This is a genomic window from Abyssogena phaseoliformis symbiont OG214, assembly GCF_016592595.1.
In the GTDB taxonomy this organism is placed as follows: Bacteria; Pseudomonadota; Gammaproteobacteria; order PS1; family Pseudothioglobaceae; genus Ruthia.
Window position 1 is genome coordinate 484,902 of sequence record NZ_AP012977.1, and the last position, 21,954, is coordinate 506,855.

Annotated in this window: 45 protein-coding genes and 2 tRNA genes; 31 read left to right on the forward strand and 16 right to left on the reverse strand. The window is 34.0% G+C overall.

Annotated features, from left to right (window positions below):
* Nucleotides 1-47: 47 nt before the first annotated feature.
* From CVPH_RS03140 to CVPH_RS10080, 18 genes are all read left to right on the forward strand, one after another.
* Complete coding sequence (locus tag CVPH_RS03140; RefSeq protein WP_201342030.1) at nucleotides 48-323, forward strand: HU family DNA-binding protein; 276 nt, start codon at nucleotides 48-50, stop codon at nucleotides 321-323.
* A 54-nt stretch (nucleotides 324-377) separates the two neighbouring features.
* Nucleotides 378-453, forward strand: a tRNA-Val gene (locus tag CVPH_RS03145).
* Nucleotides 454-463: 10 nt separating this feature from the next.
* A tRNA-Asp gene (locus CVPH_RS03150) sits at nucleotides 464-540 on the forward strand.
* Between the two features lie 45 nt (nucleotides 541-585).
* Nucleotides 586-882 (forward strand): phage integrase central domain-containing protein, encoded by a 297-nt coding sequence (locus tag CVPH_RS11185; RefSeq protein WP_425353126.1) that lies wholly within the window; start codon nucleotides 586-588, stop codon nucleotides 880-882.
* A 283-nt stretch (nucleotides 883-1,165) separates the two neighbouring features.
* Nucleotides 1,166-1,357, forward strand: coding sequence for a hypothetical protein (locus CVPH_RS03155; protein WP_201342031.1), 192 nt, complete (start codon nucleotides 1,166-1,168; stop codon nucleotides 1,355-1,357).
* Nucleotides 1,358-2,140: 783 nt separating this feature from the next.
* A complete protein-coding gene (locus CVPH_RS03160) occupies nucleotides 2,141-2,701 on the forward strand; it encodes a class I SAM-dependent methyltransferase (RefSeq protein ID WP_201342032.1) in 561 nt (186 codons plus the stop codon).
* A 172-nt stretch (nucleotides 2,702-2,873) separates the two neighbouring features.
* Nucleotides 2,874-3,083, forward strand: a complete 210-nt coding sequence (locus tag CVPH_RS03165; protein ID WP_201342033.1) for a hypothetical protein — start codon at nucleotides 2,874-2,876, stop codon at nucleotides 3,081-3,083.
* Nucleotides 3,084-3,203: 120 nt separating this feature from the next.
* A complete protein-coding gene (locus CVPH_RS03170; RefSeq protein WP_201342034.1) occupies nucleotides 3,204-3,866 on the forward strand; it encodes a hypothetical protein in 663 nt (220 codons plus the stop codon).
* 134 nt (nucleotides 3,867-4,000) lie between these two features.
* Nucleotides 4,001-4,132 carry a hypothetical protein gene (locus CVPH_RS10710; protein ID WP_281064666.1) on the forward strand — a complete coding sequence of 44 codons (132 nt, stop codon included), beginning with the start codon at nucleotides 4,001-4,003 and terminating at the stop codon, nucleotides 4,130-4,132.
* A 13-nt stretch (nucleotides 4,133-4,145) separates the two neighbouring features.
* Nucleotides 4,146-4,478, forward strand: a complete 333-nt coding sequence (locus tag CVPH_RS03175) for a DUF8437 domain-containing protein (RefSeq protein WP_201342035.1) — start codon at nucleotides 4,146-4,148, stop codon at nucleotides 4,476-4,478.
* 73 nt (nucleotides 4,479-4,551) lie between these two features.
* On the forward strand, nucleotides 4,552-4,845 hold the full coding sequence (locus tag CVPH_RS03180) for a hypothetical protein (protein WP_201342036.1): 294 nt from the start codon (nucleotides 4,552-4,554) through the stop codon (nucleotides 4,843-4,845).
* Nucleotides 4,802-5,494 carry a helicase-like domain-containing protein gene (locus tag CVPH_RS03185; RefSeq protein WP_201342037.1) on the forward strand — a complete coding sequence of 231 codons (693 nt, stop codon included), beginning with the start codon at nucleotides 4,802-4,804 and terminating at the stop codon, nucleotides 5,492-5,494. The genes CVPH_RS03180 and CVPH_RS03185 overlap by 44 nt, the downstream gene beginning before the upstream one ends.
* Before the next feature lie 344 nt (nucleotides 5,495-5,838).
* A complete protein-coding gene (locus tag CVPH_RS03190; RefSeq protein ID WP_225879784.1) occupies nucleotides 5,839-6,195 on the forward strand; it encodes a hypothetical protein in 357 nt (118 codons plus the stop codon).
* A gap of 14 nt (nucleotides 6,196-6,209) precedes the next feature.
* Nucleotides 6,210-7,364 (forward strand): hypothetical protein, encoded by a 1,155-nt coding sequence (locus tag CVPH_RS03195; RefSeq protein ID WP_225879785.1) that lies wholly within the window; start codon nucleotides 6,210-6,212, stop codon nucleotides 7,362-7,364.
* Nucleotides 7,365-7,544: 180 nt separating this feature from the next.
* Nucleotides 7,545-7,973, forward strand: coding sequence for a hypothetical protein (locus tag CVPH_RS03200; protein ID WP_201342040.1), 429 nt, complete (start codon nucleotides 7,545-7,547; stop codon nucleotides 7,971-7,973).
* Nucleotides 7,906-8,469 carry a hypothetical protein gene (locus tag CVPH_RS03205; RefSeq protein ID WP_201342041.1) on the forward strand — a complete coding sequence of 188 codons (564 nt, stop codon included), beginning with the start codon at nucleotides 7,906-7,908 and terminating at the stop codon, nucleotides 8,467-8,469. The genes CVPH_RS03200 and CVPH_RS03205 overlap by 68 nt, the downstream gene beginning before the upstream one ends.
* A gap of 22 nt (nucleotides 8,470-8,491) precedes the next feature.
* Entirely contained in the window at nucleotides 8,492-8,806 is a 315-nt protein-coding gene (locus CVPH_RS03210) for a hypothetical protein (RefSeq protein ID WP_201342042.1), read from the forward strand.
* A 63-nt stretch (nucleotides 8,807-8,869) separates the two neighbouring features.
* On the forward strand, nucleotides 8,870-9,067 hold the full coding sequence (locus tag CVPH_RS10080; protein WP_225879786.1) for a hypothetical protein: 198 nt from the start codon (nucleotides 8,870-8,872) through the stop codon (nucleotides 9,065-9,067).
* 12 nt (nucleotides 9,068-9,079) lie between these two features.
* Here the strand turns inward: CVPH_RS10080 and CVPH_RS03215 are convergent, their stop codons facing one another.
* Nucleotides 9,080-9,487 (reverse strand): hypothetical protein, encoded by a 408-nt coding sequence (locus CVPH_RS03215; RefSeq protein WP_201342043.1) that lies wholly within the window; start codon nucleotides 9,485-9,487, stop codon nucleotides 9,080-9,082.
* A 150-nt stretch (nucleotides 9,488-9,637) separates the two neighbouring features.
* On the opposite strand from CVPH_RS03215, the gene CVPH_RS10085 reads away from it, so the two are divergent.
* From CVPH_RS10085 to CVPH_RS03270, 13 genes are all read left to right on the forward strand, one after another.
* Complete coding sequence (locus CVPH_RS10085; protein ID WP_225879787.1) at nucleotides 9,638-9,778, forward strand: hypothetical protein; 141 nt, start codon at nucleotides 9,638-9,640, stop codon at nucleotides 9,776-9,778.
* Between the two features lie 42 nt (nucleotides 9,779-9,820).
* Nucleotides 9,821-10,333 carry a hypothetical protein gene (locus tag CVPH_RS03220; protein ID WP_201342044.1) on the forward strand — a complete coding sequence of 171 codons (513 nt, stop codon included), beginning with the start codon at nucleotides 9,821-9,823 and terminating at the stop codon, nucleotides 10,331-10,333.
* Complete coding sequence (locus CVPH_RS03225; protein WP_201342045.1) at nucleotides 10,330-10,860, forward strand: hypothetical protein; 531 nt, start codon at nucleotides 10,330-10,332, stop codon at nucleotides 10,858-10,860. Before CVPH_RS03220 ends, CVPH_RS03225 begins: the two co-directional genes overlap by 4 nt.
* A 281-nt stretch (nucleotides 10,861-11,141) precedes the next feature.
* Complete coding sequence (locus tag CVPH_RS03230; protein WP_201342046.1) at nucleotides 11,142-11,402, forward strand: hypothetical protein; 261 nt, start codon at nucleotides 11,142-11,144, stop codon at nucleotides 11,400-11,402.
* Between the two features lie 8 nt (nucleotides 11,403-11,410).
* A complete protein-coding gene (locus tag CVPH_RS10715; protein ID WP_281064667.1) occupies nucleotides 11,411-11,545 on the forward strand; it encodes a hypothetical protein in 135 nt (44 codons plus the stop codon).
* Between the two features lie 20 nt (nucleotides 11,546-11,565).
* Entirely contained in the window at nucleotides 11,566-12,396 is an 831-nt protein-coding gene (locus CVPH_RS03235; protein ID WP_201342047.1) for a hypothetical protein, read from the forward strand.
* Nucleotides 12,397-12,492: 96 nt separating this feature from the next.
* The gene (locus CVPH_RS03240) at nucleotides 12,493-12,762 is read left to right on the forward strand and encodes a secretin GspD/PilQ domain-containing protein (protein WP_245396200.1); all 270 of its coding nucleotides are present in this window, start codon (nucleotides 12,493-12,495) and stop codon (nucleotides 12,760-12,762) included.
* Nucleotides 12,743-13,060: a hypothetical protein gene (locus CVPH_RS03245; RefSeq protein WP_201342048.1), complete on the forward strand. Its 318-nt coding sequence runs from the start codon at nucleotides 12,743-12,745 to the stop codon at nucleotides 13,058-13,060. Before CVPH_RS03240 ends, CVPH_RS03245 begins: the two co-directional genes overlap by 20 nt.
* Nucleotides 13,061-13,114: 54 nt before the next feature.
* Entirely contained in the window at nucleotides 13,115-13,429 is a 315-nt protein-coding gene (locus CVPH_RS03250; protein ID WP_201342049.1) for a hypothetical protein, read from the forward strand.
* A gap of 81 nt (nucleotides 13,430-13,510) precedes the next feature.
* Nucleotides 13,511-13,663 carry a hypothetical protein gene (locus CVPH_RS03255; protein WP_201342050.1) on the forward strand — a complete coding sequence of 51 codons (153 nt, stop codon included), beginning with the start codon at nucleotides 13,511-13,513 and terminating at the stop codon, nucleotides 13,661-13,663.
* Nucleotides 13,664-13,677: 14 nt separating this feature from the next.
* The gene (locus CVPH_RS03260) at nucleotides 13,678-13,962 is read left to right on the forward strand and encodes a hypothetical protein (RefSeq protein ID WP_201342051.1); all 285 of its coding nucleotides are present in this window, start codon (nucleotides 13,678-13,680) and stop codon (nucleotides 13,960-13,962) included.
* Nucleotides 13,963-13,979: 17 nt separating this feature from the next.
* Nucleotides 13,980-14,285, forward strand: coding sequence for a hypothetical protein (locus CVPH_RS03265; RefSeq protein ID WP_201342052.1), 306 nt, complete (start codon nucleotides 13,980-13,982; stop codon nucleotides 14,283-14,285).
* Between the two features lie 547 nt (nucleotides 14,286-14,832).
* Nucleotides 14,833-15,021: a hypothetical protein gene (locus CVPH_RS03270; protein ID WP_201342053.1), complete on the forward strand. Its 189-nt coding sequence runs from the start codon at nucleotides 14,833-14,835 to the stop codon at nucleotides 15,019-15,021.
* 144 nt (nucleotides 15,022-15,165) lie between these two features.
* Here the strand turns inward: CVPH_RS03270 and CVPH_RS03275 are convergent, their stop codons facing one another.
* The 15 genes from CVPH_RS03275 to CVPH_RS03345 form a co-directional block, all read right to left on the reverse strand.
* On the reverse strand, nucleotides 15,166-15,462 hold the full coding sequence (locus CVPH_RS03275) for a secretion/conjugation apparatus DotM-related subunit (RefSeq protein ID WP_201342054.1): 297 nt from the start codon (nucleotides 15,460-15,462) through the stop codon (nucleotides 15,166-15,168).
* 183 nt (nucleotides 15,463-15,645) lie between these two features.
* On the reverse strand, nucleotides 15,646-16,191 hold the full coding sequence (locus tag CVPH_RS03280) for a hypothetical protein (RefSeq protein WP_201342055.1): 546 nt from the start codon (nucleotides 16,189-16,191) through the stop codon (nucleotides 15,646-15,648).
* Nucleotides 16,188-16,574, reverse strand: coding sequence for a hypothetical protein (locus CVPH_RS03285; protein WP_201342056.1), 387 nt, complete (start codon nucleotides 16,572-16,574; stop codon nucleotides 16,188-16,190). The genes CVPH_RS03280 and CVPH_RS03285 overlap by 4 nt, the downstream gene beginning before the upstream one ends.
* Before the next feature lie 76 nt (nucleotides 16,575-16,650).
* Nucleotides 16,651-17,097: a hypothetical protein gene (locus CVPH_RS03290; RefSeq protein WP_201342057.1), complete on the reverse strand. Its 447-nt coding sequence runs from the start codon at nucleotides 17,095-17,097 to the stop codon at nucleotides 16,651-16,653.
* 55 nt (nucleotides 17,098-17,152) lie between these two features.
* Nucleotides 17,153-17,383 (reverse strand): hypothetical protein, encoded by a 231-nt coding sequence (locus tag CVPH_RS03295; protein ID WP_201342059.1) that lies wholly within the window; start codon nucleotides 17,381-17,383, stop codon nucleotides 17,153-17,155.
* Between the two features lie 114 nt (nucleotides 17,384-17,497).
* Nucleotides 17,498-17,779 (reverse strand): hypothetical protein, encoded by a 282-nt coding sequence (locus CVPH_RS03300; RefSeq protein WP_201342060.1) that lies wholly within the window; start codon nucleotides 17,777-17,779, stop codon nucleotides 17,498-17,500.
* Nucleotides 17,780-18,122: 343 nt separating this feature from the next.
* Nucleotides 18,123-18,503 carry a hypothetical protein gene (locus CVPH_RS03305; RefSeq protein ID WP_201342062.1) on the reverse strand — a complete coding sequence of 127 codons (381 nt, stop codon included), beginning with the start codon at nucleotides 18,501-18,503 and terminating at the stop codon, nucleotides 18,123-18,125.
* 29 nt (nucleotides 18,504-18,532) lie between these two features.
* Nucleotides 18,533-19,033 carry a hypothetical protein gene (locus CVPH_RS03310; protein ID WP_201342064.1) on the reverse strand — a complete coding sequence of 167 codons (501 nt, stop codon included), beginning with the start codon at nucleotides 19,031-19,033 and terminating at the stop codon, nucleotides 18,533-18,535.
* Between the two features lies 1 nt (nucleotide 19,034).
* Nucleotides 19,035-19,334: a TraB/TrbI/VirB10 family type IV secretion system protein gene (locus CVPH_RS03315; RefSeq protein ID WP_201342066.1), complete on the reverse strand. Its 300-nt coding sequence runs from the start codon at nucleotides 19,332-19,334 to the stop codon at nucleotides 19,035-19,037.
* 36 nt (nucleotides 19,335-19,370) lie between these two features.
* Complete coding sequence (locus tag CVPH_RS03320; protein WP_201342068.1) at nucleotides 19,371-19,646, reverse strand: hypothetical protein; 276 nt, start codon at nucleotides 19,644-19,646, stop codon at nucleotides 19,371-19,373.
* Nucleotides 19,647-19,698: 52 nt separating this feature from the next.
* Entirely contained in the window at nucleotides 19,699-20,190 is a 492-nt protein-coding gene (locus CVPH_RS03325; protein ID WP_225879788.1) for a hypothetical protein, read from the reverse strand.
* A 162-nt stretch (nucleotides 20,191-20,352) separates the two neighbouring features.
* The gene (locus CVPH_RS03330) at nucleotides 20,353-20,625 is read right to left on the reverse strand and encodes a hypothetical protein (RefSeq protein ID WP_201342072.1); all 273 of its coding nucleotides are present in this window, start codon (nucleotides 20,623-20,625) and stop codon (nucleotides 20,353-20,355) included.
* A gap of 108 nt (nucleotides 20,626-20,733) precedes the next feature.
* Nucleotides 20,734-21,147 (reverse strand): DotH/IcmK family type IV secretion protein, encoded by a 414-nt coding sequence (locus tag CVPH_RS03335; protein WP_342590482.1) that lies wholly within the window; start codon nucleotides 21,145-21,147, stop codon nucleotides 20,734-20,736.
* Between the two features lie 272 nt (nucleotides 21,148-21,419).
* Nucleotides 21,420-21,623 carry a hypothetical protein gene (locus CVPH_RS03340; RefSeq protein WP_225879789.1) on the reverse strand — a complete coding sequence of 68 codons (204 nt, stop codon included), beginning with the start codon at nucleotides 21,621-21,623 and terminating at the stop codon, nucleotides 21,420-21,422.
* A gap of 151 nt (nucleotides 21,624-21,774) precedes the next feature.
* Nucleotides 21,775-21,951 carry a P-loop NTPase family protein gene (locus tag CVPH_RS03345; protein ID WP_201342078.1) on the reverse strand — a complete coding sequence of 59 codons (177 nt, stop codon included), beginning with the start codon at nucleotides 21,949-21,951 and terminating at the stop codon, nucleotides 21,775-21,777.
* Nucleotides 21,952-21,954: the final 3 nt, after the last annotated feature.

The following is a 21,954-nucleotide window of genomic DNA, read 5'->3' on the forward strand; positions in this document are numbered from 1 at the left end:
ATATTTTTTTTATCAAAATAAGATTCATACACAGGAGAATAAAGTCAATGAATAAATCAGATTTAGTTGCAGCAATTGCACAAACTTCCAACTTAACAAAAGCAGATGCGGCTCGTGTATTGGACGCAATGATAAGTGCAATTACCTCAGCATTAGCCAGTGGTGATAATGTAGCCATTACAGGTTTTGGCAGTTTTGTTGTCCGTGATCGTGTAGCACGTACTGGTCGCAATCCTCAAACGGGTGAAGCAATCCAAATTAAGGCCTCTAAGGTACCTGCATTTAAAGCAGGTAAATTACTTAAAGAATCGGTTAATTCTTAGAATTTTTTAAGTATAATGTGCCCGGTGCTTCACAGTACTGGGCACATTTTTTTTGGGCGCTTAGCTCAGTTGGTAGAGCATCGCCCTTACAAGGCGAGGGTCACAAGTTCAAGTCTTGTAGCGCCCACCAAAAAAAATTCGGAGCGGTAGCTCAGCTGGTTAGAGTGCCTGCCTGTCACGCAGGACGTCGCGGGTTCGAATCCCGTCCGCTCCGCCATATTTGGCGGTAATTTTTGTTAAAAAGCGAGACGATTATCTACTGATGATCGAGAATGGTAAAAATCCAAAACATAAATTAAGCGATTCAAAGTTATTTAAAGACATTGCTTTAGATTGGTTACAGACACAGGACTATTTGTCAGATAGGACGACAAAAACGACAACGCAGCGTCTAAATAGGTGTATTGACGAATTTGGACATATCCCCATATCTGAAATAGACTCAATTCAAATGTTGACCTTTCTACAAAAGATTGAAAACAGGGGCATATTGAAACCGCTAAAAGAATCAAGTCAATCGTATCGAGAGTGTATGAATACGCAAACATTCTTAATTTAAGAAATATAAACCCAGCAACCGGCCTATCTCGTATTGTAAAAAACAAAAAAAGTGAGAATTTTTCTTTTGTTAAAAGAATTGAAGATATTAAGAGGTTAATGTTTGATATTGATAATTATAATGGAATGATAGGGGTTCAGTCGGCATTAAAGATAGCGTCGATAGCGTCCTATACTTTTGTAAGACCAGGTGAATTAAGGCTTGCTACATGGGATGAACTTTAGGGCGATATTTGGGGGCGCATCCCACAGCTGAGAAAACAAAGCTAAAAAGGGAGTATCTGGTGCCTTTATCCACTCAGGTTCAGACGTTATTTAAAGAGTTAAGGGTGTTAAATTATGATAAAAAATACGTGTTTTCTTCTTACTCCAAAGGCAGGCCGATAAGTGATAATACTTTGACAATTGCACCTAAAAGAATGAGTTATAAGGGTAAGCAAACAGTTCATGGTTTTAGACACTTAGCATCTACCTAGTCAAATGAACAGGGTTATGATGCGGATGCGATTGAGTTACAGCTTGCACATAAGATACAGGGCATTAGAGGTATTTATAATAAGGCAGAAAAGTTTGTAACCTAGAGTGGAAATGATGCAAAAATAGGCAGATTGGTTGGATAGTCTTAGGGTGAAAACCTAGTTTATGTTGTTGATCATCACTATCATCTTATTCTACTTGTATAAAAGTCAAAGTTATTCTGGCCGACTGAACCCTTTAGGTTCTAGTTCGGACGGTCGGAGATAACTGCACCTTGGACTTTTACACTGGCGGTAATAAGATAAACTGATTCAAAAATCAGGATCAAAAGCTTTATTTTTTCAAAATGGGGTTTATTGGGTTTGATTGGTAGTATTATGTAAGTGTGTGGTTTTGTTTAGGCTGATTAACGCTCCCGCTTAGGGTTGGCTTTCGCTGTATAAGTTCAAGCACAATTATCAAGCTACAAGGCAAGCTTGATTGTTTTAAGATTAGTGCGTTTTAACTTCACCCCTCATTCTATCTAAATCTTCTTTTATATCTTGAGGATCCCAGCGAGGATGTTTACCTATTTTTATAGGCGCAGTAATTTACCTATTTTTAATAATCTTACTTAGTGTTGCCCTAGTAACGCTAAAGATTTTTAGCAGATCTTTAATTTTTAAGAGTGAATAAAAAGTAATTGGCTCTTTATTCATAATTTTCAATTGATTCTTTAAAATAATATACCAATTATATATTTTATATAAAATATATAATAATTATCAAAAAGCACAAATACTATGAATACAAGAGATATATTTGAGAGTAATTTAGCCGCAATTGAAACCTTGAAAAAGGTTGAAAATAGGGTCGGGTTTGCGACTGAAGAAGAAAAATTGGTAATGATTAAATTTCAAGGGTCTGGCGGCTGTTCACAGGCTTTCTACAGAAATTCTGATAAGACTGGTACAGAAAAGAATTGGGAGTTAGAGGCAGAAGCCTTAGTGGATGTCTTAACTGATGGAGAGTACCAAGAGCAAGAGGCACGTAAATCAGTTTTAAACGCATTTTTTACACCAAAAGATATTATTGATAATGTCTTTGATTTTCTGCCAAAAATTGGTAATAAAAAATTAGAGATTTATGAGCTTGGGTGCGGTATAGGTAATTTCTTGTCTTTAATGCCTGATGATTTTGAATTTTCTAGTTATACAGTCCTTGAAAAAGATGATATTTCTGCAAGGATAGCAGGTGCTATTTATAAAGAAAATTCTGATATTAAAATCATTAACGGTGATTTTGAAAAAGACAGGAGCCAGAAGAAATACGACCTGATTATTGGTAACCTACCCCTTTGGTAGTAGTAAGGTATAAGGTAAAAGTATTCATAATTTCTTTTTTTAAAAAAGTATAAACATGCTAAAGCCAGGCGGGATACTGTCATTTGTTATTACTCACCCTTTTTTGGATTCATTAAACTCTGAAAGTCGTTTTAATATATTTTAAAAAGCAAATTTATTAGTTGTAGATCGATTGGATGATGAAACATGCGCACATTTGAATATTGATATTAATACCGATGTAGTTATGTTTCAAAGACTAGCAGCAGTAGTAGAAGAAAAGAGAACTGTTCTGGTTGAATATTTCCAAAGGTTGTCAAAAGGCGATATACCAGGCCGTCTTATTGCTAATGATAAGGTGAACTGGATTAAGTCATACAGTCCAAATGAACATGTCGCGTAGACTGTAGAAGAGAGATTATCGCCAATTAATTTTGGATTCCATAGTTCTGATTCAGACTTGTTTATAGAAAATGGAGTTTGAGCTACTGTAAAAAATAGATTTGGTAAGAAAGTATTTTTAATGCTTTCTTATGATCATTACAAAAAGTTAAATATTGAAGATACTGATATTGTTGATGATAAGCAACTTAAAAACCAAGAATATAAGAAAAACTTTAAGCGTTACAATATTGCTCAAAACATAGATTACATCAATTTTAATAAAAATTTAGGTGTTGTTATTGATGGCGACAAGCCAAAAGAAAAATATAATCAGGACAGCGATCAAGAGCAGGCAAGCGTCTTAATTGATTCTTTTGAGATTTTAGATACAGGCTTGGACGGGGCTGTTAGATACGATGCTATAAAAATAGAAAAATATCAAATAAACTTACCCTCTGGTTCATTTTTAACATTAGACAAATTATCAGTTAATGATAAAACTTACAAAGAAATTAAAGACAAATTAGAGCAAAGTGGATCGGATGTTCTTAGAACGAGAATTGTTTCTACAGGCATTTACGGCTCGGGAAACTCCGGAGTGATTGGCTACACACATTCTTTTTATGTTGAGCCTCACACTCCAGCGCATAAGAAAAAAGGAATTAAAGTTCTTGATGTTAAGAAGCTAGATGTTATAAAAGGTTATATTGAATTAAGAGATGCTGTCACAGCATTGTTAAATGCTGATAGTGCTGGGGGAGGATGTCAACGATTTAAGACCCTCTTGTTTATCGTGTTCTAGCACTTGAGGGTGATTATGATAAAGGTGTATCAGCGGCCACCTCAAAATCTAGTGGCGAGGATCAAAGAAAAGAAAGCGCCAAAAAAATAAAACTATTTTCGCAAAATGTTATTGCGTCAGTCTCTCTTCGAGAGATGTCTAATGCTAGTATGAAAGAACTACTTGATTATTCACTGTCTTACAATAGCTCTTGTGATATTGATTTTATGGTTAAAGTATCTGGCAAAATATCAGAAGAAATAATTACACCCTTGTTTAGAGAGTAAGGAAATATTTTCCATGTCTAGTTATGAGGGCAATATAGATTTAAGTCACAATTTAGCCTCATTAAAAGAGGCGTTACCAGAAGAAATAAGAATACACGATATTGATCCAAGAATAAGCGAAGGCTGGATACCTGTGCATATTATTCAAGATTTCGCTTGTAGCGTAATTTTCCCAAACATTCAAAATCGAGATGATTTTGATGTTGAATTTATTACAGAAAATGGTAAATGGGCTATTAGTTCTGAGTATTTTTGTTTAAGTGAGTTCTACACAGATTATAAAGATGCAAAAGAAATTTTAAACGCCATATTAAATAATAAAACCAGCATAGTTAAAAAAGTGTAACCAGCCCAGAGGGTGTAGAGGTTAAAGTTGTCAATCAAGTTGCAATTGTAATCGCACAGGAAAAGCCAACTTAATGAAAGATACGTTTGAGAAATTTATTATAGACAACCCTAATTATATTGAAATATTAGAAGATACTTACAATAAAACCTTTAACAGGTTCGTTGCATCGATAAATACAACTGCAAAACTAATTTTACCTAGCAAGGTTTCTGATGATGCTATTGAACTTAGGCCGACACAAGAAAACGCTATATCTAGAATTATTAACAATAAATCAACATTATTAGATCACACTGCTGGTCTTGGAAAGACTTTTACGGATGGTTGCAGCTGCAATGGAATTAAAGCGTATTGGTGTATCTAAGAAGTCGTTACTAGTAGTTCCTAATCATATTGTAGATGACTTTGCTAAAGCTTTTTTCAGTCTATATCTTAAAAGTGATATTCTAGTACCACCTCAAGGTGGACTGTCAAAACAAAACCGAATATCTTTTTTTGAACGAGCGTGCATGTTAAATATTGATGCAATCATTATTGGACATTCTGCTTTTAAATTCTTACAGGTATCAGCCCAAACTCAGCAAGAGGTATATACCTCAATGATTGAGGATATGGATAATGCCTTATTTAAAATGAACAACATTAAAGGCTTGGATAAAAGGGTTATATCACAACAAATTCAACAAAAAGAAAGACTAGAAAAAAAATTAGAAGACATATTGAGCAATGTTGGCGATAAAGATTATGAGGCATCAACCATTGAAAATATTGGTATCGATTCTATTCTTGTTGATGAGGCTCATTTATTTAAAAATCTAGGACTCCCAACGTCAATGTCTCGTATTGCAGGGTTGGGCTCTACCTCACAAATGGCAATGGATTTATTTTTAAAGATTCAGTATTTTAATAAAATTAATGGAAGGGTTGTGTTTGCCACTGGAACGCTAATCTCTAATTCTATGGCTGAACTTTACACAATGCAGAGATACTTATCACTTGATAGTTTAAAATAAGATGGGCGTTAGCCATTTTGACGTATGGCAGAGCGTATTTGCTACAGTAACATCAGAATGGGAGCTTTTACCGACTGGCATAGATTACCGATTGATATCAAGATTTTCTAAGTTTAATAAAGTTCCAGGGGTAATGGCCATGTATCGTGTTTTTGCTGACGTTGTCACTAAAAAATGACTTGTAAAAAGCGTTAAGAGCTATCGGTCAAGATATTTTAATCCCGGTTGTTAATGGCGGCAAGCCAGCGAATATTATTGTTAATAAGAATCCAAAAGTTGAAGCTTACATAAACGAGATTGTTGAAAGGGCAACTAGCTTACCAGCCGATCTATCTAAAGACAATATGCTTAAAGTTATGAATGACGCAAGGAAAGCGGCACTTGATTATAGATTGATTGACCCTTTTGTAAATATTGACGAGGATATGGGCTCAAAATTAGCAGAGGCTGGTGAAAATATAATTGATATTTATCGCTGTTACAGTGATGTTAAAGGTGTTCAACTGGTCTTTATTGACCTATCAACACCAAACAGCACTAAAGATGATGATTCATTTAATGCTTATGATGATATTAAGTCAAGACTTTTAGATGCAGGTATTGCTGATAATGAAATTGCTTATATCCATAATGCAAATACAGATCAAAAGAAGGCTGATTTATACGCAAAAGTTAGAGGGGTAGTATTAGAGTTTTGCTAGGCCCAACTGCCAAGATGGGCGCAGGAATGAATGTACAAGACAAGACTGGTTGCCTTGTATCATATCGATGCACACCTTGGAGACCCTCAGACATTGAACAGCGTGAGGGTAGAATATTGCGTCAAGGCAATATTTTTTACCAGCAAAACCTTGATAAATTCCAGCCCTACGTTCTTAGATACGCGACAGAGGAAACACTAGATTCAAGAATGTGGCAGACAATCGAGAACAAAGCATCGTTTATTGAGCAGTTCCGTTCTGGTGGTATTAGAAGAGATACAATTAAAGTCAGATATTCAAAAAATAGAAAGGTTGAAAATACGGATAAGGAGAAACAAGACAATGGTACAAAAATAGAGAAAAAACCCGATGAAGCGAAGGAAAAGATTAATCATAATATTAAAGTATATGGTTCTGCTGATGAGTTTATCTCTTATCCAAATTACGTTTTGGCAGCAGCAGCCATTAAGGAGAAAATTGAACTGCGTGGAGATGAGCTAGAAGAATACCCGTTGTTTAATTACCGCGACATTGATTTTGAAATGGATATTAAACAAGAATCATCAGGGTTTTTAATCTCTGGAAACGCTCTATTCATATTCCCAACAATTGATATTAAACAAGATATAACTTTTGTATCTAGCACAATTAACCTAGTGGGATTTTTCTCAAGGGTTAATAATTTCCTAAGAAATATGGGTGGCTATTTAGCTGAAAGTACTTGCGAATTAAAAAACAGCAAAAGCGGACTAGAGTTTATAAATCAAAATAATGACGATAAGGAAGTATTTACCGAAAACTTCCAAGAAAAGCTGTTAACGCCTAAAAATAGGCATGATAGCGTTTTAACTGAGTTGCAAAATTCTGAATCTGATAGTAATAAAGAAAGAGGTTGCGTTGCCAGTTTTAAGTTTATCCGAAGTTCAGATGATACTGTTGATGTACTTGTATTTAATTCTGATCAAGGCGAGTATATCAATAAAGCTACACTTGCCAATAGTCCTAATAATAACGGCTGGGCTTTGGAAGGTAAAAAGTTTGAGTGTTTATATCAAGCAAAATTAAAGGCACACCATCTGTTTAATGACGGTATTGTATTTGAAGGAGGGGCCACAGAAGAGCTGCCTGGTACTGACTCTTATTTTTTTAGATGTTCTCGCCTCTACTGATAATCTTTTGTTTATTGATACCAAAGAGGATAGTAAAAATAAAAAGAAACCCAAAGTTAACGCAACTAAATTAAAGGGCTGGTTTCAGTAAATGAATTATTATAACAATTAAATTATAAATTATAAAGAATATATAATATAATTTTATATAAAAGGTAGTTCATCTAAAAGGAGAAGCGAATGGAAAAACTTAACAATACAATAGTATTTAAAGGCAATAAATACGATGTAATTAGCGACAATAGAAAACTAAAAAGCGCAACTGGTCATGGTTTTGTGACTCTATGTTCAAAAGAGCCTATTAAAGATTTGGGGAAAGTAAAGATCCATGATGAGTTCAGTTTAAGCGCGGACAAACAAACGTTAATTGAGTTTGGCTTGTTAAACGACGAACCTATTGCTGATGTTACATATTCAAAGGTAACAACAGGCAAAAGGCCGACTATTAAATATGATAATAACAATTCAAGTCCTAGACTTGATTGTTCAAACTTAGGCCTGTTTCTAACAAAAGAAAGTAATTACTCTTCACCAGATTCTAATGAAAGCAACTGCAGAAATAGCAAAAGACGTGGAAAATTTAAATTTAACAGACCTGGTTTTAGGTAATAGAGAAACTTTTTTTGAAACATCAAAACTAAACAGTTTTGATTCAGTTGCAGTTGCGTTTTTAGAGTTTGTAGAGGCGACACAGGATATGAAAGAGTACATACTGTGTTTGCCTATCACAGACAGAGGGCAGGTCATGAGAGACGAAACACCTTTTAAAGTGTTTTTATCTGATGATGCACCTTCTAATGCGCAAGATGTTAAAGAGAAGAGTATTATGGCAGAGGTTGATTCTTGCTTTATTTTGGATAGGGTGGTTAAAGTGTCTGAAGATTCAACAGATCTAGAGTATGGTTGGATTAACACAGTTTCCAAGAGGCACGAGAATACAGTTTTGTCTGGTGTTACGTTTATTCGTGATTCTGAAAAAGAGCTAGATGAAGATAAAGGATTGCTGCGTGTCGCAATGACCAAAAATGGCAGCTATACTCCAAAGACTCCGTCCGAATATTTTGACTATGTTTCTCCAGTATGCGGCAAGCTTCGAACGGGTTAATTTGGATGGTATTAGAGATGTTATGAAAAGTATTATTGACAACCCCATTGGTACCAGACAAACAAATTGCATTATCAGAGTGATATTTGAGGATGGCGATGGTAAATTATTTGAGTTTTCTGGTATGAAAGATGCACAAAATAATTATGTTGATATCAAATGGGATTCCCTAAAAGAACTTTCATTTAAGCAAAGCCAATATGCAGATATTATTGAAAGCGTTGAGGAATTTATCACCAACAAGATGGACAGTAAAATTGTGCTTGAAGTAATGCTGGGATTGGTACACTATCCTGGTAAATTCACAGCCCAATCGCTTTCTTCCTTGTCTAACTAGGCAACACTTGACAATTATTCCTTGATTACGGGAAAAAAGACTGAGGATCGCAATAAAAATAAAATGCCGCTAGTCTTAAATGGAGGTAGAAAAAGTTTTGTGGGTATTAAGCTTGGTAACCATTCAGCGACCAAGGTTATCCCTATTAATCATAATACCTATACAAATGAGTTGGGATTAAACTCAGCCTCATTGCAAGGTAAAACTAAGAGTCAAATAACTAAAGATAACGCTAGTAATAAAAAATCACCAAAGATGTAAAAAAGGAGAGCTTTAAAGATTTTTAAGATAGAGGCTGACAGCCTTTTCGTTTATCAAAATGTTTTTATTGTCGGCACCAGTACTATTTAGAATTCCGTAAATTGAAGCGATAGCAGTTGATATTTTGCCGTTGTTAATGTCAGGGCTTGTCGCTAGTATGACTTGAATAATTTTTTCTAGCATATCGATATCGATATTTTCTCGATTGTTACCACTTAGGGTGTATTCAATATCAAAATTCGGATATTCTTGTTTAATAATAACTAGAGCATTTGTTTGAATTAAGTCGCTATTTAGCCACTTGCTAATTGTTTTTTTGGAAACGCCGCATAAGGTGGATAGCGATTTATTGGTAATATTGTTTCCATATAAAAAGTCTTTTAGTCTTTTGCATATTAATTTTATATTTGTATTAGTCATTACCTTTTTTACTATAAAATTATGGTATCGAGGCAGTATTGTGTGTGGTACACAAGGACCAGGGTATATGAATAGTTATAGAAAGTTTCAAACCAGGTTAGATGATCTAGGTTCGTTACTACCCTTGGAAACCACCAGGATAGAACACACTTGCAAAGAAGCTTTGTAGATGTGGAAGAATATCAACATCTACTTGATGAGGTTAGAGCAATTCATAGACGACCTGACGAACAAATGTTGAGTTTGATTCAGTGTTTGGAATATGATTTAGATAGGGTTGTGAAAATATAACTGTTATAATATTTCATTCTGTTAAATAACATATATCTTATTTTGAATAAAGTCGCTTGTACAAAAGAATCACTTTCTAAACAAAAACAACTTTTTGGCTTTACTATGGCTGACCAGGTCAAAATATACGGTTCAAATATCCGCATTCAACCTAAAGATACTAGCAAGTCTAAAAGAACTAATAGACACCATTTGCTGTTAAATTTGATTAATGACAATCAAAATTTAATCTATGACAAAGTGTTACCTAGCAATGTAAAAGTAAAGAATATCGATATTGTTTCTTTTTACAAGGATTATGAAAACTTTTTATTTGGCAATGATGGCGAGAAGCTAACAAAATCTAACTACATGGTTTGTCTGGGCAATAAAGAAGCTTCTATTAGTAATTTTTTCAGTCTTAATAGGCAAGAAACTAAAGTAACTCCGGTTCAATTGTCGATTTTTATCGCACTACAGTTTGAAATTAAAGAGTGCAAAGGCAAAAAAAAGTGTACAAAGAAGATTTTCTCATATTTTTACGATCTTGGTTATGCTAAGGCTGTTGCAATATGAAAACAATTAAACTCAATAGCTTTATATCCCTAACCGAAGAAGAGCTATTAGAACGTATAGCGCCGGTTGTAAAATTTCAAAATCCTGTTTCTTACAGTAAGAAAATAATTGCCTTTCATGGTAATTCAAATATTCAACAAAGAAGAGAAACTAATCTGTATTTCTATAATGAAGCAAGTCAAGATATTGAACCAGCAAAAATTTTGACAAATCAGTTAGATGAAAAAGAGGTTCTAAATTTATCTTTGTTTACAAAACGGAAAAAATTAGAATTTATTAAAATATTATCTGAAAGGCTTAATATTTATAATTTTGATGATTTTATCAAGGACAAAGACATAATTTCTCACTTGGATAAGTTAAGTGACGACATATACTTTTCAAACATAAAGGTTATTATTTTTCCTTTTCCTGGCATTGATTTTGTGAGTGCCGCAATTATCTTGGATAACTCTATTATTGATATGTCTTTAAGTGATTTTTACGGAATCAGCTTTAAAGACTCAGAATCAATTTTTATCGCATAACAACCGTTCACCCTCCTTAATATTTATTTTTTTATAAATATATAATTGTTATATTTTATATAACAATATTTAGTGCGTACACTACAACAAAATTACATGCCGAACAAGATTAAAATTTTATCAAGTACTCTTTTTTAATGGTTAGTTATGGTGCGTATTCTGGAGTTACCGTCTATGACAGTCAAGACCAGACAGTTCCTAGTCTCCTTGATATAAAAAATGACAATATGGGGGTGTGATAGTAACCTCCCAAGGGCAAGGGAAAAAAGGTTAAAAATTTAGTGGTGACACATATTAAAAAACCTTTAAGTGAAATTATTGAGGCGTATTTTCCTGAATGGAAAGTAAACAATATTTCTAGCAATAGGAATATTTTAAAAACAGTTGTAACAATCATTCCTGGTGGAGGCGTTATAACCAGTGAGAATATTTTAAAAAATGTTTTTAAATTGATTAACAAACACCTAAACAATAAAATAACATTTAAAGTGCATAAAGTAAGCGCTGAAATATTTATTATTGATTTAGTAAATAAAAAATAGGCACTACAATGAAAATTATCTTAGTATTGTTATTACCTGCGTTTCTTTCATCTTGCTCTTTGAGTGACACCAATGATGACTTTAGCAAACTAGATATGGATGTCAAAACTTTAAAAATACCTATTTTCAAAGCCCAAATCTGAATTCAGATATATTTATCCAAGTGGCTAGGGTTTATTCGGATAAATCCAATCCAAGATTAGAAAAAACAGTTAACATCTCTATCAAGTCACCAATCAATATTATTGCCGCCATTGATTTTGCTGATAGTTCTTTATCTGTATCAATAGATTCCAGGGTTGATTTAAACAATAAGTTTGTTATTAATTTTAAAAATCAAACACTGAATAATTATTTTAACTACATAGAAAATATTACCGGATATAGCTTAAAGCTAGAAAGCAGTATTGTCTATGTGAAGTCGATCGATTCAAAAACTTGGGGTTTACAGTCTTTGTCCATGAACACTCAACAAATTCAAACCAGTAGTAGGTCTGATATTAGCACTAATAGCAACACAGCAATCATTGTTGATGGCGCTAACAAAAATTGGGAGGACGTGGTTAATCATGTTAGGACGATCATGAATAGTGGCACTGTTAATAGTTCATCATCTTCAAGTGTATCCATTTTAAAAGCTCCAGTTGTTGTAGTGACGGATAATCAACAGTTAGGTACTATTTCAGTTATTGGCCTGCCAAACAAAATTAAACAAGTTGACGAGTGGATTAATCAATTAATAGATTCTTCAAATCGTCAAATACACCTACAAGTACAAGTACAAGTGCTCGATGTTACGGTTGATGAATCAGTTGGACAAGGTATTAATTGGAATTTAATTTCTAAACAGTTTTCACAATTTCAAATAGGTAATAATGCTAGTCAAGTTATTGATGGCGCTGGCATTATCTGGATTGGAACACCTGCAGGTGCAGTTATTGACCTGGGTAAGAAAATTACACTTGATGTGATGCTCAACCTGCTGCGTAAGTAAGGTAAAGTTCGAGTAGATAACCAGCCAAATATAACTGTTACTAACGGTCGTTAGGCGTACATCACTACAGGTGTTGAATTTAGCTACGTCTCTTCGATTAATTCAACACCAGACGCTAAGGGTAAGGTTGTTACTACCTCAGAGATAGAGCGTATGAGTGTTGGTGTTGATATGCGAGTAACGCCAAAAATATTGCCAGATAATCGAATTGTTGTGTCAATCGTGCCAGTGGTATCAAGCCTTAAATCTTACACAACTCTGAGCAGTGGATTCGGCTCATCTTTACAAGAGTTTAAAACACCAAATATTACGTTGCAAAAGCTTACAACACAGGTAATTGTAGAAAGTGGAAAGTGGGTGGATTGATTATTTTTACTTTGAAATTGACGAACAGGTAAAAATACAAAAAACAACATTTCATACAGATGAGCTTATGGAAAACTGTTTTTCAAAGTCAAAATCATTTAAAGCATTATCAACCAAGGAGGTGCTAGAGGTATTAAGACATTCACACATGCTTCTTAAAAACACAAAATGGCACCCTGATTCTTTTTCAACAGAAGACTCTTATACTAAAAAGGCCATTGATGGTGATCAACCCTGGAACATGTTTACACCGATTCAAGAGATTTTAGCAGTAAGAAAGGCTATCAATATCATGTAACACAAGCTTTTAACAGAGAAGCCTAAAGAGCGGATACCTGATAGAAATATAGAATTGCAAGAAGAAAACGAAAATCTTGCCTATGAGAATAGGATTATGGCTGAATTTTTAGTCTCGCTTGGGATTGATAAAGACAATATTAGTGACATTATTAACTATGAATTGAGTGGAGACTTAGCTGTTAAAAGAATAGTTGATATGTTTTACGAAGTTGAAAAAATACACTGGGAAAAGTCTAATGAACCAATAGAGCATGTTTTCCATTCATTACGTTATTTAAAAAACTTGGTTACTAAAGATACACCTATTATGAAAAATAAGGATCTAGCTTCTAATGGTGGCAACTACATTAACAGTCTTGTCCGATAGCTAGAAGAAAAACAAATGGTCTGTTTTCAAAACCATCAAGGGCAAATAGTAACTATTGAACTCGTTGAAGATGGATACTCCATGAGAATAATTGAGCAAGATAATGAAGTGGTAGAATTATACCGTGAAGAAGATGGCGGTCTTTGCACAGGAGGGGCTATAGATGCCGTTGAATGGTGTATGGAATGGGGTTTGGATAAAGAAGACAATACCAAGTCTAAGCTAAAAATGTAAATAAAGGGGCGGAGATGATGGAAGATAACAAAAATAGTTTTACTTGGAATCTTACTCCTGTTGAACTATATCATCCAGATGAAAATTCATATGAATTAGGGGATGAGTATTTATTTAGCAATGGGTCGGCAAGTAGGATGTGTGAAGAAATGGATGTACAGTTAAGAGGAATTATAAACATAAATAATTCTAGTTTAGGCGGTGATAAATCTTTGCTTATTAGGTACATTTACAATAATAAACAGGGTTATGTCTGTTTTCTGCTGATAATCAACAAGGGGTTTACCCTGTCGCTTTAATTGATGATGAGAGTAGTTTGTCTATTGATAATATTGATAATATTGATTTTAGAGATGGTTACAATCCAATTAAAAAAGAGTTCAAGCCTATAAATAAAGAGGTGTTTAATTTATTTTCTACTGCTCAAAAAGCTTTTAATGAGCTCAACTATCCACAAAATAATAGTGAATACCAGGTTTTAACAACCAGTGTAAATAATCAGATTACAACGAAAAAGTTCTACAAAGATGATGATGCTATCACTTACTTGCAAGATATGCAGATTGAGGCTGAGAACCCACATGAAAAAATATTAAAGCTTGAGCTTGTTGAGTTGAAATAATGTTTCAACTTTGATAAAAAAAGCAAGCCCAAGCATGTAAATGAGTATTCAAGAAAAGTATAATGCAATGCAAGCAGCGTCTAAACAAAGCTTCATCCCCCTCCTACCCTCGTTCTAATGATAAAGTAGCTTCAGAAGAGTCGATTGCTTGCATACAGGAGAGCACAAAAATATTTGGATTCAATTTAAGAAGACCTGTTTTTAGTCCACTTAATAAAACAAACATCCGTCAAGCATCTTGTCTTACGCCAAAAGGTGTTGATATGTTAAAAAAACATAAGCACGAATCGTCTAATAATGCTATTTTTCTGAGTATATAGAAAAATAGCATTATTAGAATTAAAATCTGGTATTCCAAAGCAAGTTAAACGGGTGAAAACAGAGGATGTTAATTTTCCAGAAGGGTTTCAAACTGGGTAAAAGAACAAAAATGGCGAAGAGAGCAATATGACAATCATTATATTATAATAGTATTAGCGGGGTGTTTGATGACTATAAATCACCTACCTACAATGTATATGATGGGGATAAGGCGATTATCAAAATAATGCAAAAAACTAAATTAGGGACTCCGGCAACACAGATTGACAACACTCAAAGGTTTATTAAGTTGAAGCTTTACAATTCTAAAGATTTAAAGCTGACACAAAAAGGTGAAATATTTATTTACAAGATAGAAAATCAACACAATGCAACGTCAGTTAATATGTCTGATGCGTTATTAGATAGGCAGTAACAGGAGCAAAAAAGAACGGGGGTGTTGTCATAAAATCTATTAATACTATTATTGGCAGTAAAAACAGGAAAAGATTAATGATTATGTGATTAGCTTTAAGATGAAAGAGGCTTTTGGCGTTCCAGTTTTAAAAAGTAAGCTTCTTTAATTCTTTAGCATTTCCTCATACTTGTCATTTGATAGCTTTTCTATTACCGTCATTACTGGAGAAATTTGCGGCTCGTAGTTGGCTTGTTTGTCATGCAACTCAACTTGAAAGTGTTCAGTGACAGCAATAGATCTTATCCATGCCTCTTTTCGTCCTAGTTGATTAAGTGCATAAAACAAAACCCTATTCATTGGCTTTAGCCAAATAAATTCTGGCATAGGTATTTTACCTGCGCTTAATCTTGTCTGGTTGAATGCACCTAAAAGTAAAGTGTTGGCTAAAGCTGGCAACATTGGTTTTCTTGTTAAAGCGCCAAGACTTGCCAGATAAATCGATTAACTCATTAGATTCGTCTCGCATGATCATGACTCTATAAATAAAAATACATAATAAAATTTTGCTAGAGTTTGGCCATTGATAAATATCCTCTATTGTTTTGACATGATGGCCCAGCTGTTCTTTTAAGATCTCTTCGGCTACATTTTTATTGTAGCTGCCTTTTTAAGGCTAATTTTGTAATGCTTTAAAAACTCATAAGGCTTCATTGCTCTTGCCCATCGACTATCAATAAGACTGGACTTATCCGGCCTATCTTCAATGGCAACAGGACGCATATAGTCACAATCTTGGGCTTGTAGCTTAATCAAATCTTCAAGGTTTAATTGATCAGTTGAAGTGATGGGTTTTCTTATTTTTATATTGTTAATCACATTAAATATAAAATAGATAAGAGTAAGAATATCGATAGTCGGCACTGCAATTCTGCTGTTTAGTCCCCAAACTGTCAAGAAAGCAACTTCTTTTCTATGGCGGTAAACTTCCTTAAGTTCCGTGTAGTTTGGTTCAAAAATGCCACTTAAAAAAGATAGCCATGAGCTGTCCATCATATAATTTAGACTGATTAATGTTGGCGCAATAAAACCAGGGAATAAGGTAAGAAAATAACTAAGGGCTGCAAGTATAATTGCAACTATAACAAATGTCTCGTTAGTGTCTGAATGTTGCTGTCCTTGTTGGTTCATGGTTCTGCTTGTTGTTCGCCTATGATATTTAATTTTTTATCATTAAAAACAAGCAATATAAATCTAATTAACGAAAATTTATTAGATATTTTGTAACCATATCCTTTTGCTAAATATATCTGATTAATAATAAAGTTCAGCTGCTCAACAGTGGCATTATCAAGAATACGGAAAGCCTCAGTTGTAGTTTTCTTATTGTTGGTATCATTCTCTAAATTTCTAAATTTAGAGAATATGTTGAAAAATTCATCACCACCTATATTGTCGGCGCAATTAAAGCCGTTTATCATTACGCCTCTGAATAATAAGGACTTAGATGGGAAAAGATTGTAGCCATCACGTTCAAACTGCTGCTTAATTTTAACCAGCACTTCTTTTTCCACATCTCTGGCCTAAACATTGAATCCTGCTTTCTTCGTGAGAATGTATAAGTTTATAATAGTTCGCTTTATCGGTCATTTATTTAACACCTGTTTCCTCTAACTTTAATAAAATATTTTTATTCATAGTTATAAATTTATCCAGATAGCCCATTGAGCACATATAGGCGTGCATTAGTTCGACAGAATTTTGCTCGGGTTTTTTAACATGTTCAAATGTTTGCCAATATAGAATTGGCGGCGACAGTTGTGATATTTGTGCAACCCTTGATACTCTATCATAAAAATTATCAGGTGTAATTGATTCGTTAAGTTGTGGGGCCCTAATAACAACCTTATCCATACCGTAAGCAAAAACCCACCACGAATCAGTCTGTAGATCCTGAAATTCACCTGTTGACGAAGATTGCAGCGCAGACAGTAGTGTTTTTAATTTAATCAAGCTGTTTAGATACGCTCCGGCTGCTGATTTACTTGATCTCTCATTGATATAATATCCTTTATTAATAGATTCAAGTAAATGCATTTCTATGAACCCTGGTAAAAAAGCAAGTGACCAGCCACTACCAGGTGAATTACACTCATCTTGTATTTTTTTGGTACAGTAAGAATAATGAATGCTCCACAGTATCGTCAGCAATCAAAATATCAGAGATTTGATAATCTTCTAAGTGATCTTTAAGTGTTATAAGCTCAAACTCTGTCAACCAATTAAACATGGTGTCACCTAAAAAGTTATTGCTACTTTTAATTCCACCAAAGGCTAATAGTCTGGAAATAATAGGGCTTGTTTTTTGAAGTTTACTCGACAAAACATGGCCTTACCTTTAGCTTGGTTTTCTTCGACATATTTAATAGGTTCGTCAAATTCAGACAGTGACACTTTTTGCCAGTTATCACTTGGTATAGACTCTTTTATTAAAAAATTAACAAACACTTGCCTTTGGTGATTGAACACAACAGGCTTTGTCTGTAACTCGTTTTTTTGGTGCATCTGGATGTTCTTCGGTTGAAATCCAAGAACGAGAGCAAGCGACAATTGTATCAGGCAATAACTCTGCTGAATTACTAACAATATCATTGACAGCTTTTTTAATATTAATTAGCTTGATATCATTAGTGGCACAAGCATATATTGCCTGTGCAAATGAATCGTACGAAAAAATATCAATTATACTTAACTGCTTAGCAACATCATCAACAAGCAAGAACTTATTAGTAAAGGCGACAACACCTTTAAGAATGTCGTGCAGCAGAGTAAACGATGTTTTTAAGTTGTCTTGGTTTAAGTGTTTCTCTGCTGATAAAATCTTTGATATTTAAGCCATTCTTATTTCGAAAAAGTTATCTTTAATAAATCGTGAATCTTTAAGTCCATTTTTACTTAAATCATAGCCACTATAATTAGTCCAAAACAGAGTGTTTCCAGCAGGAATTTCGGCTGTTGAGTTAAACTTAACAAGGTTTTCATTTAAGTAAAAAACCTCTATTTCTATCAATAAAGAAAATAATACCAAAATTAATATTAAGTAGTTGACTAGACATTTTCTTTTAGAACCCACCAGAATTTGAAAAAGTAGCTGCATCTGTTTGCCCAAGAATAGACTGTTGGGCAACAAGAACAACTATTGCAATGCCAATAAGCGAAATACCACCGATTATCATTACTATGCCTTTCTTGTTGTCACCAGGTTGTTTTTGTCTGCTGTCTTTGGTTAAGGTGATAATTCCACCTATTGCAAGGGTCAGACCGGCAATTCCGGCAGCAGATAAAAGAAGTGTTTTAATTGATGAAGCCTGCGACACAAGGTTTTCAGCTATTCCTCCGGCATTTTTAACGGCAGCCTTACTTGTTGATGTTAAAGTAAACACAAGCATTCCAACGGCTGTTTGTATTTTTCTTTTTACTATTTGTTGATTTTGAGTTTTCATACTCGATCCCCTTCTTGGTTATAAAATTGTTATAAAAATTTAAATGAAAATGTAGCCTTTATGACAGCTAAAACCCATTTAAGATTAATTAGTAATGCTGAAAAGATTATTGACATAATGAGTTTAAGGTCTTTTTCTTGACGCTGAGAACTGCTAGATGATAGCTTTACGAGCACTTTAAATACGCTCCATGTACCGATTAAGATTAATATTGCAAATACACTAGAAATAATCGCTTCTTTCCAATGACTGTTTTGAGCTTTTTGTACGTATCTACCCATTTCCCCTTTGGGAGATACAACTTCGTTTACAAAAGTTATTGATGCAAGATCTATGATATTAGCAAAAACAGTCAGTAGTACACCTATCATAGTCATTCTTATAAAGTCACCCCTATTCCGTGGATCTCTATTCGTTGTAAGACTAAATATTTCACGAACAGTAAAGAAAATTCCTAGCAAATTAGCCAGGACAAATACCAGCTCAAGTATTGATGGTAGATTGCCTAAAAAACTGAGTAGATATTCCATATTAGATTGACGACAATGCTATTATTTTCAGTAAACTTTTTTTACTTTTAAAAACTGTAATGGGGGGGTTTTCTCCTTTTGAAAAAACAGTTTTTAAGACATTAACACCACCTTTGAGCAATCCTGCAATCACTTGTTTATCGCCACCTTCATAAGTTTGACTAACGATATCATCATTAGTGCTAGGGGTTGTTCTGTTAATCCCTTGATTGATATACAAGTCTGCGGCCTTTCCCATGCCGCCCAACAAGACTGGTATGACAAGTCTCTGGAAGTAATGGTTATCAACATTATCTGCCACACCTGCTAAGTCGGAATCTATATCAATGGCAATAGCTTAAAATGGTTTAGTGATGCCATCAATATCGATATTATTAAAAGTTAGCACCATTTTGTCAAACATGGCGTTGTGCTCCATGGCTCCTATTAAAGTTGCGTCAGATAATTTATTATCAGAAACAATATGTGCAATTACGGTTGTTTGAAAATCTGTATTAAGGTTGAAGGCCAGTCTTGCATAGAAAACATCCCCAACATAAATATCTTTTTTAGTATTTTTTTCTTTACTGGTGTCAATATCTCCCGCTAATTCATTGACACTTCTATTGTTCACTATGGAGTCAGGAGTGTTTTTTGCCTCAGTAAAATCATAATAGCCAGCAGTATCACCACTGGGCTCGACAACCTTTTAAGTAGATTTTGATATTCTTCAAGCTTACTTTGTAAAACAGAATTATCAACTTGTGTTGGCGCTGTTCGTTGTGTTTGATAAAGCGGAGATCTTTTTTGGCGGGTTTGGTAGCTATTGGATTTTTAACAAACAAAGTAGGGAGCTCGTTATTTTCCTCTATCTGTTTGTTCATTTTTGGTGGAGAGATTGTCGTTATTAGTTTATCTTTTCTTATCACTTTGGCGATAAAATTATTGCCAGTATTTTTGGCAAATACAACCGAGTCCCTTTCATCCTTTTTAACATTATCGAAAATAAGGTCTGTCAATTTTTCTTCTTCAATAAGGTTGCCGTGGAGCACAACACCAGGTGGTATGTTGTTATCTATTTTTGATATACCAGTATTAACACTATCAGGCGTTTGTTTGCCAGAGATCGTATTTACAATATAGTTGCCAAAAATAATAACAACCACAAAGAATGACAATAAAATAAAAAGTGTTTTTTGTTTCTGGTTATATTTTTTTAAATTTAGATAAATTGCCAGTTTTACCGTTTACTCCAGTATCCCCGGTAATATTATTTTCGTCAGGTCTGCGCTGCTTACCTGTTGCTTCAATCTTGTCATTCATCATTAAATTTGCATTAGTTAATAAAAATTAATAGGGACTTCTACATCTTGTCCATTGTCATTCACCATTAGTAATAATGGTGCTTTTGGTATTTTGTATGCATTAAACCTACCTTTCGTAACAATGCTTATTGGTTCTGGCGCTAGTAAATTAGCGTCAGATCTTATAAAGATAAATCCAGAATTTATAGATTGATAAACATCTAAAACATTGATGTGATAGTCTTGATGCTTAATACCGACAACTTGTTCATATTTATTTGGTGCAATTCTAGATAATACTGATAGCAACTCTTTATCTTCATTAATAAAATTACTATCAAACGCCTCTTTTTTATCTATCCTTTCTTTTTTGAGGCCAGATTTTCTTCGGTTACAATAATCACGTATCGATCATATTTAATTGGGGCTGCCAATTATTTTTGGCGAGAATAAAACAATATTTCCCATGTTGTTTTTGTTTTCTGGCTTAGCTTGTATTGTTGATACGATATTATCGCTACCCTTAGAAATTAAAGATATACTCCATGGTTTGTTATTCTGATCAACAAGTTCAAGTGATACATCAAAACCTTTTTGCATATTAATTACAACTGACTTTGCACCAGGGCGGGTGGAGGCATAAACAATAGTAGAGCTTAGGTCAAGTGGCAAGGTTTCATCAAGATTGATAGCCTGTTGCTTGTTTTTAATAAACATCTTAAGATCTCTAATCTCTTCGACTGTTAAAGAGGTTTTTGTGACTTCTTTAACAACGTCTTGACGCTCTCCAGCAAAGATTGAAATTGAAATAACAAGTGTAAAAATAGCGATAAGTGTTTACATAATTTTTTATTTTTAGTAGTTGTTAATAAAGGACTGTTTTAAAAATCTAATATTAGAAATGGTTCTACGGTAAACAAAAGACAATCCCTAGCCTTTGTTTTTTAAATAAAATGAGAACGTCACTAAAGTTAGAGTCCATACTGAGAAAAATATCATATTTTAAAAACCGATAAATAACAGTGGAAACAGCATTAACAAGATCATTGATCCTGGAATACCAAAAATTGATATTGGATTGCTTGTTGCTGACCAATGGGTAATCATGAATCACGTTCTCCGTTGTCTTGATACTGATACTTAATTGAAAATAAAATATTTTTAGTAATTTTTCCATCGTCAAATAACGCTTGCGCATGTGAAGATTTACTAAAACCAAAGTCTTTGTATTCTTGCTTATCAAGCGGCAATAATTCTCTAACATCAACAAGTCTGCCATTAGTAGCTGGCACTAAGTTTTGGTGCACAACACAATTTTTATGTGATAACAATGATAGTACCGCTTTTTTTTACTTTCTGGAAAGTTGTTAAATTTAGACGATAACACTTTGATGAATGAGCAAGTGTCGTTTGTGTGTGCTGTTGAATAAACTAGATGTCCGTTGCTGCTTAGATCAATTACACCATCAAATCCCTTGATTCTCTGATTAATATAATCCTAGATTTTCGTCCTAATGCATTTCTAGTTGCCTTAACAAAGTTTGGTAGGTGTGTTGGAATCTCGCTTTGACTAATAGTGCCGAGTGCTTTTGGAATGCTATCATATAAATATTCAATTGGCGTCTCATAAGACAAGAA